This window comes from Sulfitobacter sp. 1A12056, from assembly GCF_043558125.1.
GTDB lineage: Bacteria > Pseudomonadota > Alphaproteobacteria > Rhodobacterales > Rhodobacteraceae > Sulfitobacter > Sulfitobacter faviae.
Window position 1 is genome coordinate 344,173 of sequence record NZ_JBIFFY010000001.1, and the last position, 16,371, is coordinate 360,543.

Sequence of the window (16,371 nt, forward strand, 5' to 3'; positions counted from 1 at the left end):
AATGAGCGTTATCGCCAGTGTTCTGCCAGCAACGCAGCGGGGCGAAATTCCCGAGCTATTAATTTTTATGAAGCGGGCAGGGCGCAGCGTAGCCTGTCCCCCCAAAAGCAAACAGGCGCCGCATTGCCTGCGACGCCTGCGAATGTTCAGCCTGCCGAAGCTTAGGACGCGGGGTTCGGCTTCTGCGCGGGTGCGGATTTCGCGCCGGGGTTCAGCGGGTCGTCCTGACGCTGCACGGAGCCTTCGAAATGCGCGCCGGATTCGATCGCGATGGTCTTGTGGATGATGTCGCCCTCGACCCGCGCGGTCGATGTCAGGCGCACCTTGAGGCCCCGCACGCGGCCCACGATGCGGCCATTGATCACCACGTCATCGGCAACCACTTCGCCCTTGATCGTCGCCGTCTCACCGATGGTCAGCAGATGCGCGCGGATGTCGCCTTCGACTGTGCCTTCAACCTGAACGTCGCCCGTCGTTTTCATGTTGCCGGTCACATGCAGGTCCGAAGACAGAACGGATGCGGGCGGCTTCGCCTTGGGCGCGCTGGCCTTGAACTCGCTCTGCTTAGCGGGCGCGGGGGACGCCGAAGCACTGGAAGGTGCCGGTTTGGATACATCTGCATCCTGAGGGGCGGGATCGTTGATTTTGCTTTTAGAAAACATCGTTTGCAGCCTTGATATAGATCATGGGGTTAACAGCCTTGCCACCTACGCGGACTTCATAGTGGAGATGGACACCGGTGACCCGTCCTGATGCTCCCATATCACCAATATGCTGCCCGCGCGAGACTCTTTGACCAACTTTCACGCGCAGCTTGGACATGTGGGCATAACGGGTCTCAATGCCGAACTCATGCTGGATCTTGACCAGACGGCCATAGCCCGAGGACCAGCCTGCGTGAATCACCACGCCATCGGCGGTTGCATAGAGCGGCGTGCCCATCCCGGCGGCAAAGTCGACGCCCTTGTGCATCCGGCGGCCGCCGGTCTTGGGATCGCGGCGATAGCCGAACTGGCTGGTGAAGCGGAAAGCGTTTTTGACTGGGTTCGCGAAGGGCGCCTTTTCGGCGGCGATGCGGTAGAGGTTCAACCGGTCCATCTGGCCCAGCAACTTGTTCGCGCGCAGCGTGTCGGGGCTCAGCTCCTCGCCGCGGGTGGTGAAGGACAGCGGCGTCATCGGCCCGCCCTGGCCCGAATAGCCCCGGCGCACGGTGGCGAGGATACGGTCGGTCGGCATGCCCGCGCTGCGGAACATCTTGTCGAGCGGGGCGACGGAAACGCTCATCGCCTCTTCAAGCTGGCGGAAGATCGCGTCGTTCTGATCGCGCATCAGGGCGATTTCTTGGGCCATCTCATCGGCCTGCAAAAGCGCATCCTGCGCGTCGACCACGACTTTGTCACGCTCCGCTGCCGTCCGGGCAAGGGCTTGGGCAAGGAAATCGACCGGCGCTTGATCGGCATCGGCGCGCAGGCTGCCCGCTTCGCCGTTCTCAAGGCTGCCTTCCAGTTCGGCCAGTTTCAGCCGGGCCTTCTGGCGGTCTTTCATCGTGTCGCGCAGGGTGGATTGGATCACCTCGATCCCGGTCTCCAATTCGCGGCGGCGCGTCTCAGAGGCCAGCAGTTCGGACTGCATGACGGAAATCTGCGTCAGCGCGGCGTTAAAGCGGTCTTGGGCGGCAAGCGCCTCTTCGGCGCGCAGGTCGCGCTGTGCGGAAAGCTCGTTCAGCCGGGCCTGATAGGTGCGCTGGTCGCGTTTGGCCTGTTCGCGAAAATTGCCGGAGCCAATGCTGTCCATCAAGATGATGGCGGTGGCAATGATGGCCCAAGAAACCAGAAAGGCCGATCCCGCCAGCCCGAGGATCTGGGTGCCGGGCCGCAGGCGGATGAAACGTGTGTCGCTGTCGGATTTCAAAAAGACGCGGCGTTCGGGAAAGTAATGCTCAAGCAGAGCATGCGTCTTGATGGCAATCCGTGTGCGCACGTTTTCGTCCTTTGTCCCGTCCCGTCGGTGCGCGGGGCTCGGCCCCTTCGCGCCCAACGTCAATAGCCAGTGCCCGCGAATGGGGCAACCCTATTGACCCGCGCCTGCGCGGCATTCCCCCATTCGCCCAAAAAAGCGCTTCTTAATTGGCAAAAAACCGCCGATACCAAGCACTTGCTGCGTTAGGCCCGGTTCAGCTTGGCCCGCCATCCGCGGTCAGGGGCCAGTAGAAATCGGGCGGGATTCCCGCCTCGGCGCGCTTTTCCTCGTTGAAGGGCGGCTTCAGATCGCCATGGAAATACTTGCGCACGAGGGCATGAAAACGGTCCTTTGGGTCGTCGTCATGGCGGCCACAGAGAAAGTGAAACCACTTGCTGCCGTAGGCCACATGGGCAACCTCTTCGGCATAGATCGTCTCAAGCGCTGCCACGGCGCTGTCGGCCTTCGCTTTGCGGAAAATCTCGATCATCCCGGGGGTCACATCAAGGCCGCGGGCCTCCAGCACCATGGGCACCACGGCGAGGCGGCCCATCAGATCGTCCACCGTGTCTTCGGCGGCGCGCCACATGCCGGCATGGGCGGGCATGGCACCGTAATGGCTACCCATTTCCTCAAGACAATCGCACATCAGGTTGAAATGTTTGGATTCGTCATCAGCCGCTTTGACCCAATCGTCATAAAAGCCCAAGGGCAGCGGCACATGGGAGAAGCGGGCGACCACATCCCAATGCAGGTCCACTGCGTTCAACTCGATATGCGCCACGGCATGAAGCAGCGCCGCGCGGCCCTCGGGTGTGCCGGGACGGCGGCGCGGGACGTCGCGGGGCGAGAGCAATTCGGGCTGTGCGGGCCGGGCAGGGTGCAGCGGCGGGTCGGCGCGGCCCACTTCGGGGCGCTCACCGGCCTCCCGGGCCGAAAGCCACTGCGCCGCATATTTCCGCGACAGCGCGGTCTTCTCGCGCCCATCCGCCGTGCGCAGCACCGCCTCGGCCATTTCCGCCAGCGGCATCATGCGCCGCGCACCGCGTCGAGCACGGCATCCACATGGCCCGGCACCTTCACCTTGCGCCAGACCTGCGCGATCTGCCCTTCGGCGTCGATCAGATAGGTCGCGCGTTCAATGCCCATGGATTTCTTGCCGTACATGTTCTTTTCGACCCAAACCTCATAGGATTCGGTCACCGCGCCATCGGTGTCCGACAAAAGCGGCACCGTCAGCGCGTGTTTGGCGGCGAATTTGTCGTGTTTGTCCATACTGTCGCGCGAAATGCCAAAGACCTGCACGCCTGCCTCGGCGAAGTCAGACAAACGCTCGGAAAAGCCCACCGATTCCTTGGTGCAGCCGGGCGTGTCGTCGCGCGGGTAGAAGAATAGAACAACCGGCGCGCCGCGCAAGGCAGAGAGCGTGATCTCGCCACCGCCGGTCACGGGAAGGGTGAAATCCGGGGCCGGTTGGCCGGGCTGGGGTCCGATCTGCGACATGGGGCGGTTCCTTTGGCTTGTGAAGGGTCGTTCAGGGCTGTCATACTGCATCTGATTTGACAACGTCAAAGCCGCCCCAGAGAGCCGCCCTATCCGAACCGGAGCCCGATGCGCGACCCGTCCTCTTCCAGCCCCCCTGCGCCAGACGGCGAAAGGCCGCCGCGCCGCCGGTCGCGCCGCCGCGCGGGGATCGTCTCGGCTGTGGTGCTGGTGCTCTTGGCGGCGCTGGCCACCGGGGCGGCGGTCTATTTCACCGGGCGTCCGATTCCGGCGCCGCTTTGGGTGCAGACACGGATCGAGGCGCGGATTGCTTCGGCCCTGCCGCAGGCGCGGGTGGATTTCGGCGCGATGGAATTCGTCGTCGACGAGGGATGGCGCCCCCGCGTGCGTTTGCAAGACATCTTTGTCACCACGCCCGAGGGCGATGAGATCGTCAGTTTCAATGAGTTCAAGGCCAGCCTGTCGATGCGGTCCCTGCTGCGCGGTGTGGCGCAGCCGCGGGCGATTTCGCTTTCGGGCGTGGTGGCCAATCTGCGCCGCGGGGCGGATGGCCGGGTGAGCCTGAGCGCCGGGGCCGGGATTGCGCCACCCGAGCGGGAGGCGGCGACCTTGCCGCAACTCATCGGCCAGATCGACGAGGTGCTGGCCGCCCCCGCGCTTTCCGCCCTGCGCTCGGTCGAGCTGCGCGCGCTGACGCTGCGGTTCGAGGATGCCCGCGCGGGCCGCGCTTGGACCGGAGATGGCGGGCGGCTGCGCCTGTCGCGCAATGGCGATGCGCTTGACCTCTCGGCGGACCTTGCGGTGCTCAGCGGGGGCGCGGGGGTGGCCACGCTCACCGCCAATTACAGCAGCCAAATCGGTGAGAATGCCGCGACCTTTGGTGTGACGTTCGACGGGGTCGATGCGCGCGACATCGCGGCGCAGGGGCCTGCCTTTTCATGGCTTGAAGTGCTGCGGACCAATATCTCGGGCGCGGTGCGCAGCGGCATCGACAGCGCGGGCCGTTTCGCACCGATCAACGCCTCTTTGCAGATCGGCAAGGGCGTCTTGCAGCCCAACCCGCAGACCAAGCCGATCCCCTTCGATGGGGCGCAAAGCTATTTCAGCTACGACCCCGCGCGCCAGCTGTTGCGCTTTGACGAGATGTCCCTCGATAGCCCTTGGGTCTCGGGCAATATCACCGGCAGTTCGCAACTGGGCGATGTCACGGGCGGCATTCCGGGGCGGATGGTGGGGCAGTTCAGTCTGCGCGATCTTCGGGCCAATCCGGCGGAAGTCTACCCCGAAACGGTGGCTTTGGATCAGGCGGATATCGACTTTGAACTCAGCCTTAATCCGTTTCACCTGAAACTGGGGCGTCTGGAGATCAGTGATCAGGGCCGCAACCTGCGCCTTGACGGCGGGCTGGTGGCCGAGCCTGAGGGCTGGAACCTGTCCCTCGACGGGCGGATGGACCGGGTCAGCCCCGAACGCCTACTGGCGCTCTGGCCCGAGGGGGTGAAGCCCAAGACTCGCAAATGGCTGGATGAGAACCTTCATGCGGGCCGGATGCGCAACCTCGATCTGGCGCTGCGGATGGCGCCGGGGGAAGCGCCGCAGACCTATGTTGCCTTTGACTATGCCGGGGCCGAGGTGCGGTTTCTGAAGACCCTGCCGCATATCACCGATGGCAGCGGCCATATGAGCCTGCTCGACAACCGCCTTGTCGTCACGGTGGACGCGGGCGAGGTGATCGCGCCGCAGGGCGGGGCGGTGACTCTGGATGGCTCGTCCTTCATCATTCCTGACGTGCGGGTGAAAGACGGCAGCCCCTCGGTGATCCGGCTCAACACCCGCTCCACCCTGAGCGCGGCGCTGTCGCTGCTGAACCAGCCGCCGATGCGGGTGATGGATAAGGCCGGGCTGCCCGTGACGCTCGCGGATGGGGAGGCAGTGCTGAAAGGCACGCTGGCGCTGCCGTTGAAAAAGGGCGGCAAGCCCGAAGACGTGCGCTATCACTTCGCGGGGGATCTGCTGGCGCTCTCGACCGATACGTTGGTCAAGGACCGGAGCCTTCAGGCCAACAGGCTGGCCATCACCGCAAGCAATGACCGTATCACCATCGGCGGCGAAGGGCGTATCGACGGGGTGGGCTTCGACGGGGAATGGTCGCAGGCGATCGGCCCCGGCTCGGATGAAAGCCGCCTGACCGCGCAGGTGGCGCTGACCCCGGCGGGGCTCGAAGCCTTTGGCGTGGCACTGCCCCCCGGCAGCCTTCGTGGCGAGGGACGCGGGCGGATTGCCGTGGACCTCAAGAAGGGTGAAGCGCCGCGGTTCACCTTGCAAAGCGATCTGGCGGGTTTGGACGTCTCCGTCCCGCAACTGTCATGGAGCAAGGCGACGGGCACCGAGGGCGAGTTGCGACTGGCGGGGCGTTTGGGCGAGACGCCGAATATCGACGCCTTTCAGCTAAACGCGCCGGGGCTGCGGGTGGCGGGCTCCATCGACCTCGCCCCCGGCGGCGCATTGGACCGGGTGCGGATCGACCGGCTGCGGCGGGGCGACTGGCTGGATATCCCGTTGCAACTGATCGGGCAGGGCAAGGGCAACCCGGTGCAGGTGGTGCTGGGCGGCGGCACGCTGGATATGCGTAGGGCCGAATTCGGCGGGGCCGGGGGGCAAGCAGGGCCGCCGATGCGCGTGGCGCTGGACCGGTTGCAGATCACCGACACGATTTACCTGACCGATCTTTCGGGCACATTCGACACCGCCAAGGGGATGGACGGCGCCTTTACCGCCCGGCTCAATGGCGGCACGCCGGTGCAGGGGCGGGTGCTGCCCCAAGCGGGGCGCAGCGCGGTACGGGTGGTCTCGGACGACGCAGGCGGGGTTCTGCGCTCTGCCGGGTTGGTGAAACAGGTGGTCGGGGGCAACCTGTCGCTCACCCTGCTGCCCGTTGGCTCGGGCGGCGCCTTTGACGGACAGCTCACGGTCAGGGACGTCGCTATTCAGGACGCGCCGGGGATCGCGGCGCTGGTCAATGCCATCTCGGTCGTCGGGTTGATTAACGAGCTCAACGGCGATGGGATTTACTTTGACGATGTGGAGGCAAACTTTCACCTTACCCCGAACCGCCTGACCCTGACCGAGGCCAGCGCCGTGGGCGCTTCCTTAGGCTTGTCGATGGATGGGGTCTATGCGCTCGACAGCGGATTGATCGATATGCAGGGCGTGATCTCTCCGGTCTATATGTTCAACGGGATCGGGTCGCTCTTTACCCGCAAGGGCGAGGGGCTGATCGGGTTCAACTACCGGCTCACGGGGGCCGCGAAAGACCCCAGCGTTTCGGTCAACCCGCTCTCGGCGCTCACCCCCGGCATGTTCCGCGAGCTGTTCCGCCGCCCGCCGCCCCAGCCGCCACAGGTGCAGGGCCAAGCGAATCCGGTTGCCCGGGTGCCGGAGGAGCGCTAAGCGCCGAAGCGACCCTGCCGCCAGACCCGGAGCCGCGCCGATGAAGCTTTCCGATTTCGATTTCGACCTGCCTGAGACCCTGATCGCCACCCGCCCTGCCAACCCGCGTTCCTCCGCGCGGTTGCTGGTGGCGGAGGGTGACACTCTGCACGACCGGCGCGTGACCGACCTGACAGACTGGCTGCGCCCCGGCGACCGATTGGTGCTGAACGACACCCGCGTGATCCCCGCACGGCTGAGCGGCATTCGCCATCGCGCTTCGGCCCAAGGGGCGGTGCAGGCCAAGATCGAAGTCACCCTGTTGGAGCCGCGCGGGAACGGCACTTGGTCGGCGCTGATTAAGCCGCTGCGCAAGCTGAAGATCGGCGAAGAGGTCGTCTTTTCCGGCGATCTGCGCGCCACGTTGGAAGCAGTGGAAGACGGGCAGGGGCATCTGCGGTTCAACTGCGCGGGCGATGATTTTGACGCGGCGCTCAATGCCGCGGGGGCGATGCCGCTGCCGCCCTATATCGCCGCCAAACGTGCCGCTGATGCGCAGGACATGACCGACTACCAGACCGTCTTTGCCCGCCACGCGGGTGCGGTCGCGGCGCCCACAGCCTCGCTGCATTTCGACGAACCGCTGCTCGAAGCACTGGCCGCGAAGGGCGTGAGTTTTAGCCATGTCACCCTGCATGTCGGCGCGGGCACCTTCCTGCCGGTCAAGGTCGACGACATCTCGGAACACAAGATGCACGCCGAATGGGGCCGGGTCAGCGCAAAGGCCGCTGAAGAGATTGCCGCCACCCGCGCGGCCGGAGGGCGCGTGATCCCCGTGGGCACCACCGCCCTGCGCCTGATTGAGACGGCGGCGCGCGAGGGTGAGATCACCGCATGGGAAGGCGACACCGATATTTTCATCACGCCGGGGTTCACGTTCAACGTGACCGACGGGCTAATGACAAATTTCCACCTGCCCAAATCCACGCTGATGATGCTGGTCTCGGCCCTCATGGGGGTGCAGCGGGTGAAAGACATCTATGCCCATGCCATTGGTGAGGGCTATCGCTTTTTCTCCTACGGCGATTCCTCCCTTCTGCTGCCTGAGGCGCAAAAACCCGCTTGAATGTCGCACTAGGGGGTGACTAGCCTGCGATTGCCGTCCATGGGAGGGCTTGGGCGAACAAGGAATTGACTGATGATTCAAGTGGTTTCAAGCGCATGGGCGCTTTTGCTGGGCATGTGCCTGTTGATGGTCGGCAACGGCATGCAAGGCACGCTGCTGGGTATCCGCGGCGGCATCGAAGGCTTCTCGACCTTCCAGATGTCGATCGTCATGTCGGCCTATTTCGTGGGCTTCCTCGGCGGGTCGCGCATGGCGCCGGGGATGATCCGGCGGGTGGGCCACGTGCGGGTCTTCGCCGCATTGGCCTCGCTGATCTCGGCGGTGATGATCATCTATCCGACCTTCCCCAACACCATCGTCTGGTCGCTGGGTCGGGTGCTGATCGGCTTCTGCTTCTCCGCCGTCTACGTCACAGCGGAAAGCTGGCTCAACAACGCCGCCACGAACGAAAACCGAGGACAGGCGCTCTCGGCCTATATGATCGTGCAGACGCTGGGCATCGTGATCGCGCAGGCGCTCTTGCTGACCGCCGACCCCTCGGGCTTCGTGCTCTTCGTCATCCCGTCGGTGCTGGTGAGCATCGCGGTGACCCCGATCCTTCTGTCGATCAGCCCGACACCGCCTTTCGATACCACCAAACCGATGAGCCTGCGCGAGTTGATGGATTTCTCGCCGCTGGGCTGCGTCGGCATGTTCCTTCTGGGCGGCGTATTCTCGGCCCAGTTCGGCATGGCGGCGGTTTACGGCGCCGAAGCCGGGCTGAGCGTCGGTCAGATTTCACTTTTCGTGGCCATGTTCTTCGTCGGCTCCGTGATCCTGCAATACCCCATCGGCTGGATCTCGGACCGCATGGACCGCCGCAGCCTGATCGTCATCGTCGCGACCCTCGGCGGTATCGGCTCGGTCATCGGGATGACGCTGGGCCATGTCTTCCCGATCCTGCTGGCCACGGCCTTTCTTGTGGGGGGCATGTCGAACCCGCTCTACTCGCTGCTCATGGCCCACACCAACGACTTTCTGGAGCATGAGGACATGGCCTCGGCCTCGGGTGGGATGATATTTATCAACGGCTTGGGTGCGGTTCTGGGCCCCGTAATCACCGGTTGGATGATGGGCACGGCGCTCGGGCCGGGGGGCTTTTACCTCTTCACCGCCGTGCTTTTCGCCGCTCTGGCCGCCTATGCCTCCTATCGTAAGACACAGCGTGCCGCGGTACCGGTCGACGAGACGGGCAACTACGTGCCGATCTACCCCTCGGCCACTGCCGTGGCCGTGGAGATCGCGCAGGAATATATCATTGAAACGGAACAGGAGGCCGCCGAGGAAGCTGCCCAAGAAAACGCCGAAGCAGAGAAAAACGCCTCTGATAGCGATAACGATGTCGCGGATGACATAAAACGTGACTAGGCTTTTGCGGTAAGACGTTCTTAACTTTAACGAAACGCCCCAGATGCGGCAAAGGAGTGTGCGGGATGGCTGCCACAAATGCAGAACCCCAAGATGTACTGAATTACTGGCTCAAGGACGTAGGTCCGGCCGGGTGGTACAACAGTTCTGAAACGTTGGATGCCGATATCCGCGCGCGTTTCGAGGGGCTTTGGGATGAGGCGCAGGCTGGCAAGCTGAACCACTGGCTGACCAATCCCACCGATGCGCTGGCCTTTCTGATCCTGACGGATCAATTCCCGCGCAACATGTTTCGCGACACGGGCAAGGCGTTTTCCAGTGACCGTACCGCGCTGGCGGCGGCAAAGCTGGCCATCGAAAAGGGGTGGGACATGCGGGTTGAGGCGCCCGCGCGGCAGTTCTTCTACCTGCCGCTGATGCATTCCGAGAACCTCTGCGATCAGGACCGCTGCGTGCGTCTGATGTGCGAGCGGATGCCGAAAAGCGACAGCAGCAACCTGTTGCATGCCCGCGCCCACCGCGAAGTGATCCGCCAGTTTGGCCGTTTTCCCTATCGCAATAAGGCGCTGTCACGCAGTTTCACCGCGCAGGAGACCTCCTATCTCGACGCGGGCGGCTATGGGCGAACAGTCAAGGACCTGCGCGCGGAACTTCAAGCGGCCTGAGCCTTGGCAGGCCGGGGCAACACGCGTGGTTGTGGCGATTGCAAATATGGTTTAGCGGTAAACTATATTTGCAAACCCTAACGCGAGGTCCTTGCCATGGCTGCCAAATCCTTTGATCTGATCGTGATCGGTGCGGGGCCGGGCGGCTATGTCGCCGCGATCCGTGGCGCCCAGCTTGGCCTGAAGGTCGCGGTGGTCGAACGGGAGAATCTCGGCGGCATCTGCCTGAACTGGGGCTGCATCCCCACCAAGGCGCTGTTGCGCTCTGCCGAAGTGTTCCACCTGATGCATCGCGCCAAGGACTTCGGTCTGGCGGCGGATAAGATCGACTATGATCTCGCCGCCGTGGTCAAACGCTCGCGCGGCGTTGCCAAACAGATGGAAGGCGGGGTCAAACACCTGCTGAAGAGAAACAAGGTCGATGTCTTCATGGGCGAGGCTTCGATCCCCGCGAAGGGGAAGGTCTCCGTCAAAACCGATAAGGGCGGCGAGGAGTTGACGGCCAAGAACATCGTGCTCGCCACCGGCGCACGGGCCCGCGAATTGCCGGGGCTAGAGGCGGACGGCAAACGCGTCTGGACCTATCGCCATGCCTTGCAACCTGTGCATGACCCCAAGAAACTGCTGGTCATCGGGTCCGGTGCCATTGGCATCGAATTTGCGAGCTTTTACAACACCCTTGGCGCCGATACCACGGTGGTCGAGGTGATGGACCGCGTGCTACCTGTCGAAGACGAAGAGATTTCGAAATTCGCCAAAAAGGCATTCGAAAAACAGGGCATGACCATCATGCAAAAGGCCACGGTCAAGAAACTCGACCGTGCGGACGACAAGGTCACCGCCCATATCGAACGGGACGGCAAGGTCGAGAAGCTTGAGTTCGACACCGTGATTTCCGCTGTTGGCATTGTTGGCAATACCGAAGGGCTGGGGCTGGAAGAGCTTGGTGTCAAGGTCGACCGCACCCATGTCGTGACGGATGAATATTGCCGCACCGGGGTCGATGGGCTCTTTGCCATCGGCGACATCGCGGGCGCGCCTTGGCTTGCGCATAAGGCCAGCCACGAGGGCGTCATGGTGGCCGAGCTGATCGCGGGCCAGAAACCCCATCCCGTCAAACCCGAAAGCATCGCCGGCTGCACCTATTGCCACCCCCAAGTCGCCTCCGTCGGTTTGACCGAGGCGAAGGCCAAAGAGCAGGGCTATGACATTAAGGTCGGGCGTTTCCCCTTCATCGGCAATGGCAAGGCCGTGGCCTTGGGGGAGCCTGAGGGGCTGGTGAAAACCATCTTCGACGCCAAGACCGGCGAGCTTCTGGGCGCGCATATGGTCGGGGCCGAGGTGACGGAACTGATCCAAGGCTATGTCGTGGGCCGCCAGTTGGAGACCACCGAAGAAGACCTGATGAACACCGTCTTCCCGCATCCGACGCTCAGCGAGATGATGCATGAATCCGTCCTCGACGCTTTCGACCGCGTGATTCATATGTAAAGCGCGCGGGGCAGGGTGCGCCCAACGCGCCTCGCCCCCTCGCACTTCGGCCAAACCGTCGGGAGCCATGTCGTGGTCAGCCTAAACCGTGTCGTCATGCACCGCAGCACCCGCCGGATGATTGACCGTTTGAACCCTGAAATGCTGGATGCCGCCGAAATCTCCGGCAAGTTCGGCAAACGGTTTACGTTCAAGAGCTACACCCAGTTCGCCTATCCGACCTATGACATCTGCGCAGGTCCCTTCACCGATCCGGCGAGCGGTGCCGTGCGGCAGTTCGATCTGATCCTCGCCAATCAGGTTTGGGAGCATCTCGACCGGCCTTATACGGCACTGGGCCATGTTCAACAGATGCTCAGGCCGGGCGGATATTTCTGGATCGCCGTGCCCTTTTTCGTCCCCTTTCATGCGGCCCCAAATGACAACTCCCGTTGGTCCGCCCGGGGCCTGAAGAACCTGCTGATCGAAGCCGGGTTTGAGGCGCATCGGATCACCGCCAAACAATGGGGCAACCGCGCCGCCGCCGCCCGCAATCTAGAACCCGACTGGCCCCCGGCTTTCGACAAGACCACGGATGATCTGACCAACGACCCCAAGATGCCGCTCTGCGCATGGGCGCTGGCTCAAAAGGCTTGAGGGCAGATGGCTGAACACACCTCCTTTCTGCGCGTCTTTGCGCTTTGGGCCGCGGGGCTGGGGGCGGCGGCGCAGTATGGCAAGATGAGCGTCATCTTTGACCTGCTGCCGGATATCTACCCGCAGGCCGGGGCGGCGCTCGGGTTCTTGGTCTCCTTGGTGGGCGGTGTCGGTATCCTCCTTGGTGTCGTGGCGGGGCTGGTGGTCGCCCGGGTCCGCTATCGCCGCGCGCTCCTCTTCGCCCTTTGGCTTGGCGCGGCTGTGTCGGCTTTTCAGGCGCTTTTGCCGGGCTTTGGCTGGATGCTGGCCAGCCGGGTGGTCGAAGGGCTGTCACATCTGGCCATCGTCGTCGCCGCGCCGACCCTCATCGCGCAGCTTAGCGCTGTGAAAGACCGCGGGTTTACCCTGACCCTCTGGGGCACCTTCTTTGGCGTCGCCTTCGCGGTCCTGACGCTTTTCGGCCGCCCGCTCGCATTGAACTGGGGTGTGCCAGCGCTCTTCGCCGTTCACGCGGTCTATATGGCGGGCTGCGCGCTGGTGCTCTCCACCAGTCTGCGCAGCTTGCCGGAGGAGGGGGCGCAGCCGCCTTTCTTCCTGCCGCAGATACTCCGCGATCACCTTGCGATTTACCGGTCACCCTTCCTCTCCGCCCCGGCGGCGGGGTGGTTGTTCTATACATTCAGCTTCGTCTCCATCCTTACTGTCTTGCCGCCCTACCTCCCCGAGGGATGGCGCGCGGTCACCATGGCCGCCATGCCGCTCACCAGTATCGCGGTGTCGATGACCATTGGCGTGGCGCTGCTGCGCCGCCTGCCAGCGGTCTACGTCGTGCAAACGGGCTTTGGCCTCTCGGCCCTTTCCATGGTTTGGCTCTGGCTCGCCCCCGGCACCCCGCTGGCCTGTCTGGCGCTTGCTGGGGCCATGGGGCTGATCCAAGGGGCAAGTTTCACCGCTGTGGCGCAGCTGAACACCGGCCCTGCCGCGCAGGCGCAGGCCAACGGCGCGGTGGCGCAGATGGGCAACCTCGGCAACAGCCTGGGCACGCCGGTCATGGCCTTCGGTCTGGCAAGCTTCGGCGCCGCGGCGCTGCCGTTACTTGCGGGCGGGGCCTTCGTTATGGGGCTTGTGGCACATCTCCTCCTCGGTGCGGCCCGACGTCGCAGGCGGCACGTTCCTGTTTAGTTCTCACTTTTCCGTTGGAAAACACTGCATCAGCACCTATGTACAAATCGTTAAGAGGGGCATGTGATGGCTGAGCTGAAGAATATTGAAGTGCGCGGCGCGCGCGAGCACAATTTGAAGAACATCGACGTGGATATTCCACGGGACCAACTGGTTGTAATCACCGGGCTTTCTGGTTCCGGCAAGTCGAGCCTTGCCTTCGACACGATCTATGCCGAAGGGCAGCGGCGCTATGTGGAATCGCTCTCGGCCTATGCGCGGCAGTTCCTTGATATGATGCAAAAGCCGGATGTGGATCACATTTCCGGCCTCAGCCCCGCCATCTCAATCGAGCAAAAGACCACGTCGAAGAACCCAAGGTCGACCGTCGGCACGGTGACCGAGATTTACGACTACCTGCGTCTGCTCTTCGCCCGCGTCGGCACGCCCTATAGCCCCGCCACCGGCAAGCCCATTGAAGCGCAGCAGGTGCAGGATATGGTCGACCGGATCATGACAATGGAAGAGGGCACGCGGGCCTATCTGCTGGCCCCCATCATCCGTGACCGGAAAGGTGAATACCGCAAGGAATTCATTGAGTTGCGCAAGCAGGGCTTCCAGCGGGTCAAGGTGAATGGCGACTTTTACGATCTGGATGAGCCGCCCACCTTGGATAAGAAATTCCGCCATGACATCGACGTCGTCGTCGACCGGATCGTGGTGCGCGAAGGTTTGGAAACGCGGCTTGCGGACTCGCTCCGCACCGCGCTCGACCTTGCCGACGGGATCGCTGTGCTAGAGACGGCCCCCAGCGAAGGTGAGGCAGAACGCCATACGTTCTCCGAGAAATTCGCCTGTCCCGTCAGTGGCTTCACCATCCCCGAGATTGAGCCGCGGTTGTTTTCCTTCAACGCGCCCTTCGGGGCTTGTCCGTCTTGTGACGGCCTTGGGGTCGAGCTTTTCTTCGACGAACGTTTGGTGGTGCCGGATCAAAACCTAAAGATCTATGATGGTGCGCTGGCGCCTTGGCGTAAGGGGAAGTCACCTTACTTTAAGCAGACCATCGAAGCCATTGCGAAACATTACAATTTTGACCAGAAGACCCGTTGGAAAGACCTGTCTGAGAAGGTCCAGAACGTCTTCCTCCACGGCTCCGGCAAAGAAGAGATCACCTTCCGTTATGACGAAGGCGGCCGCGTCTATGAAGTGAAGCGGGTGTTCGAAGGGGTCATTCCCAACATGCAGCGGCGCTACCGCGAAACCGATAGTAATTGGGTGCGCGAGGAGTTCGAACGCTATCAGAATAACCGCCCTTGCGGCACCTGCGGCGGCTATCGCCTGCGGCCCGAAGCGCTGGCGGTGCGGATTGGCCCGCGCGACGGTGGTGAAGATGAATTGCTGCATATCGGCAAAGTCGTCGAGATGTCGATCCGCGAGGCTTTCGACTGGTGCAAAACGGTGCCAGACCATCTGACCGATCAGAAGAACGAGATTGCCCGGGCCATTTTGAAGGAAATCCGGGAACGTCTTGGCTTCCTAAATAACGTTGGTCTTGAGTACCTTACGATGTCACGTTCAAGTGGAACGTTAAGTGGTGGTGAGAGCCAGCGCATTCGTTTGGCGAGCCAGATCGGCTCGGGGCTGACGGGCGTTCTATACGTTCTTGATGAGCCGTCGATTGGTCTGCACCAGCGCGACAATGACCGTCTCCTCGATACGTTGAAGAACCTGCGCGATCAGGGGAATACCGTGATCGTGGTTGAGCACGATGAGGAGGCCATCCGCGAGGCGGATTACGTCTTTGACATCGGGCCGGGGGCTGGGGTGCACGGCGGGCAGGTTATCAGCCATGGCACGCCGCAAGAGGTTGCAGCCGACCCGAATTCAGTTACGGGTCAATACCTTACCGGCGTTCGCGAAATCTCCGTCCCGGCGAAGCGGCGCAAGGGGAATAAGAAGAAGTTGCAGGTGGTAAAGGCCACCGGCAACAACTTGCAGAATGTGACGGTGGACTTTCCGCTGGGGAAATTCGTCTGCGTGACGGGCGTGTCGGGGGGCGGCAAATCGACCCTGACGATTGAAACCTTGTTCAAGACCGCTTCGATGAATCTGAATGGGGCCCGGCAGACGCCAGCGCCATGTCAAACGATCAAGGGGTTGGAGCATCTCGATAAGGTCATCGACATTGACCAACGCCCGATTGGGCGGACTCCGCGTTCTAATCCAGCGACTTACACCGGGGCCTTCACCCCAATCCGCGACTGGTTTGCCGGTCTGCCGGAGGCCAAGGAGCGCGGCTATAAGCCCGGGCGCTTCTCCTTCAACGTGAAGGGGGGGCGTTGTGAGGCCTGTCAGGGCGATGGGGTCATCAAGATTGAGATGCATTTCCTGCCGGACGTCTATGTGGAATGCGAAACCTGTAAGGGCGCGCGTTATAACCGTGAGACGCTAGAGGTGAAGTTCAAGGGCAAGAGCATCGCCGATGTCCTTGATATGACTGTGGAAGATGCGCAGAACTTCTTTGCCGCGGTGCCGTCGATCCGGGAGAAGATGGACGCGCTGATGCGGGTCGGCCTAGGGTATATCAAGGTGGGTCAACAGGCGACGACGCTTTCGGGCGGTGAGGCGCAGCGGGTGAAGCTTAGCAAGGAGTTGAGCAAACGCTCGACCGGGCGCACGCTTTACATTCTAGATGAGCCAACCACCGGTTTGCATTTTGAGGACGTGCGTAAGCTTTTGGAAGTGCTGCATGAATTGGTTGATCAGGGAAACTCCGTCGTGGTGATTGAGCATAACCTCGACGTGGTGAAAACTGCCGATCACATCATCGATATTGGCCCCGAGGGCGGTGATGGCGGGGGCCGTGTCGTGGCCACGGGTACGCCCGAAAAGGTCGCGAAAGTGGCCGAGAGCTACACGGGGAAGTACCTTAAGCCCATGTTGCGCAAGGAGACGAAAGTGGCGGCGGAATAACCGCCGCCACTTCACCGTGTC

The 16,371-nt window shown here is 62.7% G+C and carries 12 protein-coding genes; 8 read left to right on the forward strand and 4 right to left on the reverse strand.

Going from position 1 to position 16,371, the window contains the following annotated elements; all coding sequences use genetic code 11:
* Positions 1-161: 161 nt before the first annotated feature.
* From ACGYLD_RS01705 to ACGYLD_RS01720, 4 genes are all read right to left on the reverse strand, one after another.
* On the reverse strand, positions 162-662 hold the full coding sequence (locus tag ACGYLD_RS01705; protein ID WP_271691516.1) for a polymer-forming cytoskeletal protein: 501 nt from the start codon (positions 660-662) through the stop codon (positions 162-164).
* Positions 652-1,980: a M23 family metallopeptidase gene (locus ACGYLD_RS01710; RefSeq protein ID WP_067265396.1), complete on the reverse strand. Its 1,329-nt coding sequence runs from the start codon at positions 1,978-1,980 to the stop codon at positions 652-654. The genes ACGYLD_RS01705 and ACGYLD_RS01710 overlap by 11 nt, the downstream gene beginning before the upstream one ends.
* A 193-nt stretch (positions 1,981-2,173) precedes the next feature.
* Positions 2,174-2,992, reverse strand: coding sequence for a ferritin-like domain-containing protein (locus tag ACGYLD_RS01715; RefSeq protein WP_394400803.1), 819 nt, complete (start codon positions 2,990-2,992; stop codon positions 2,174-2,176).
* Entirely contained in the window at positions 2,989-3,462 is a 474-nt protein-coding gene (locus tag ACGYLD_RS01720) for a peroxiredoxin (RefSeq protein ID WP_394400806.1), read from the reverse strand. The genes ACGYLD_RS01715 and ACGYLD_RS01720 overlap by 4 nt, the downstream gene beginning before the upstream one ends.
* A gap of 108 nt (positions 3,463-3,570) precedes the next feature.
* On the opposite strand from ACGYLD_RS01720, the gene ACGYLD_RS01725 reads away from it, so the two are divergent.
* From ACGYLD_RS01725 to uvrA, 8 genes are all read left to right on the forward strand, one after another.
* Positions 3,571-6,912, forward strand: a complete 3,342-nt coding sequence (locus tag ACGYLD_RS01725) for a DUF3971 domain-containing protein (RefSeq protein WP_394400809.1) — start codon at positions 3,571-3,573, stop codon at positions 6,910-6,912.
* Between the two features lie 40 nt (positions 6,913-6,952).
* Positions 6,953-8,017, forward strand: a complete 1,065-nt coding sequence (queA, locus tag ACGYLD_RS01730) for a tRNA preQ1(34) S-adenosylmethionine ribosyltransferase-isomerase QueA (protein ID WP_271691511.1) — start codon at positions 6,953-6,955, stop codon at positions 8,015-8,017.
* 72 nt (positions 8,018-8,089) lie between these two features.
* Positions 8,090-9,424 carry an MFS transporter gene (locus ACGYLD_RS01735; RefSeq protein WP_271691510.1) on the forward strand — a complete coding sequence of 445 codons (1,335 nt, stop codon included), beginning with the start codon at positions 8,090-8,092 and terminating at the stop codon, positions 9,422-9,424.
* Between the two features lie 65 nt (positions 9,425-9,489).
* A complete protein-coding gene (locus ACGYLD_RS01740) occupies positions 9,490-10,089 on the forward strand; it encodes a DUF924 family protein (RefSeq protein WP_276153897.1) in 600 nt (199 codons plus the stop codon).
* 96 nt (positions 10,090-10,185) lie between these two features.
* Entirely contained in the window at positions 10,186-11,580 is a 1,395-nt protein-coding gene (gene lpdA, locus ACGYLD_RS01745) for a dihydrolipoyl dehydrogenase (RefSeq protein WP_394400813.1), read from the forward strand.
* A 72-nt stretch (positions 11,581-11,652) separates the two neighbouring features.
* Positions 11,653-12,216, forward strand: coding sequence for a methyltransferase domain-containing protein (locus tag ACGYLD_RS01750; RefSeq protein WP_276153896.1), 564 nt, complete (start codon positions 11,653-11,655; stop codon positions 12,214-12,216).
* Positions 12,217-12,222: 6 nt separating this feature from the next.
* On the forward strand, positions 12,223-13,398 hold the full coding sequence (locus tag ACGYLD_RS01755) for an MFS transporter (RefSeq protein ID WP_271691507.1): 1,176 nt from the start codon (positions 12,223-12,225) through the stop codon (positions 13,396-13,398).
* A gap of 66 nt (positions 13,399-13,464) precedes the next feature.
* Positions 13,465-16,350, forward strand: a complete 2,886-nt coding sequence (uvrA, locus tag ACGYLD_RS01760) for an excinuclease ABC subunit UvrA (RefSeq protein WP_271691505.1) — start codon at positions 13,465-13,467, stop codon at positions 16,348-16,350.
* The last annotated feature ends 21 nt before the right edge of the window (positions 16,351-16,371 follow it).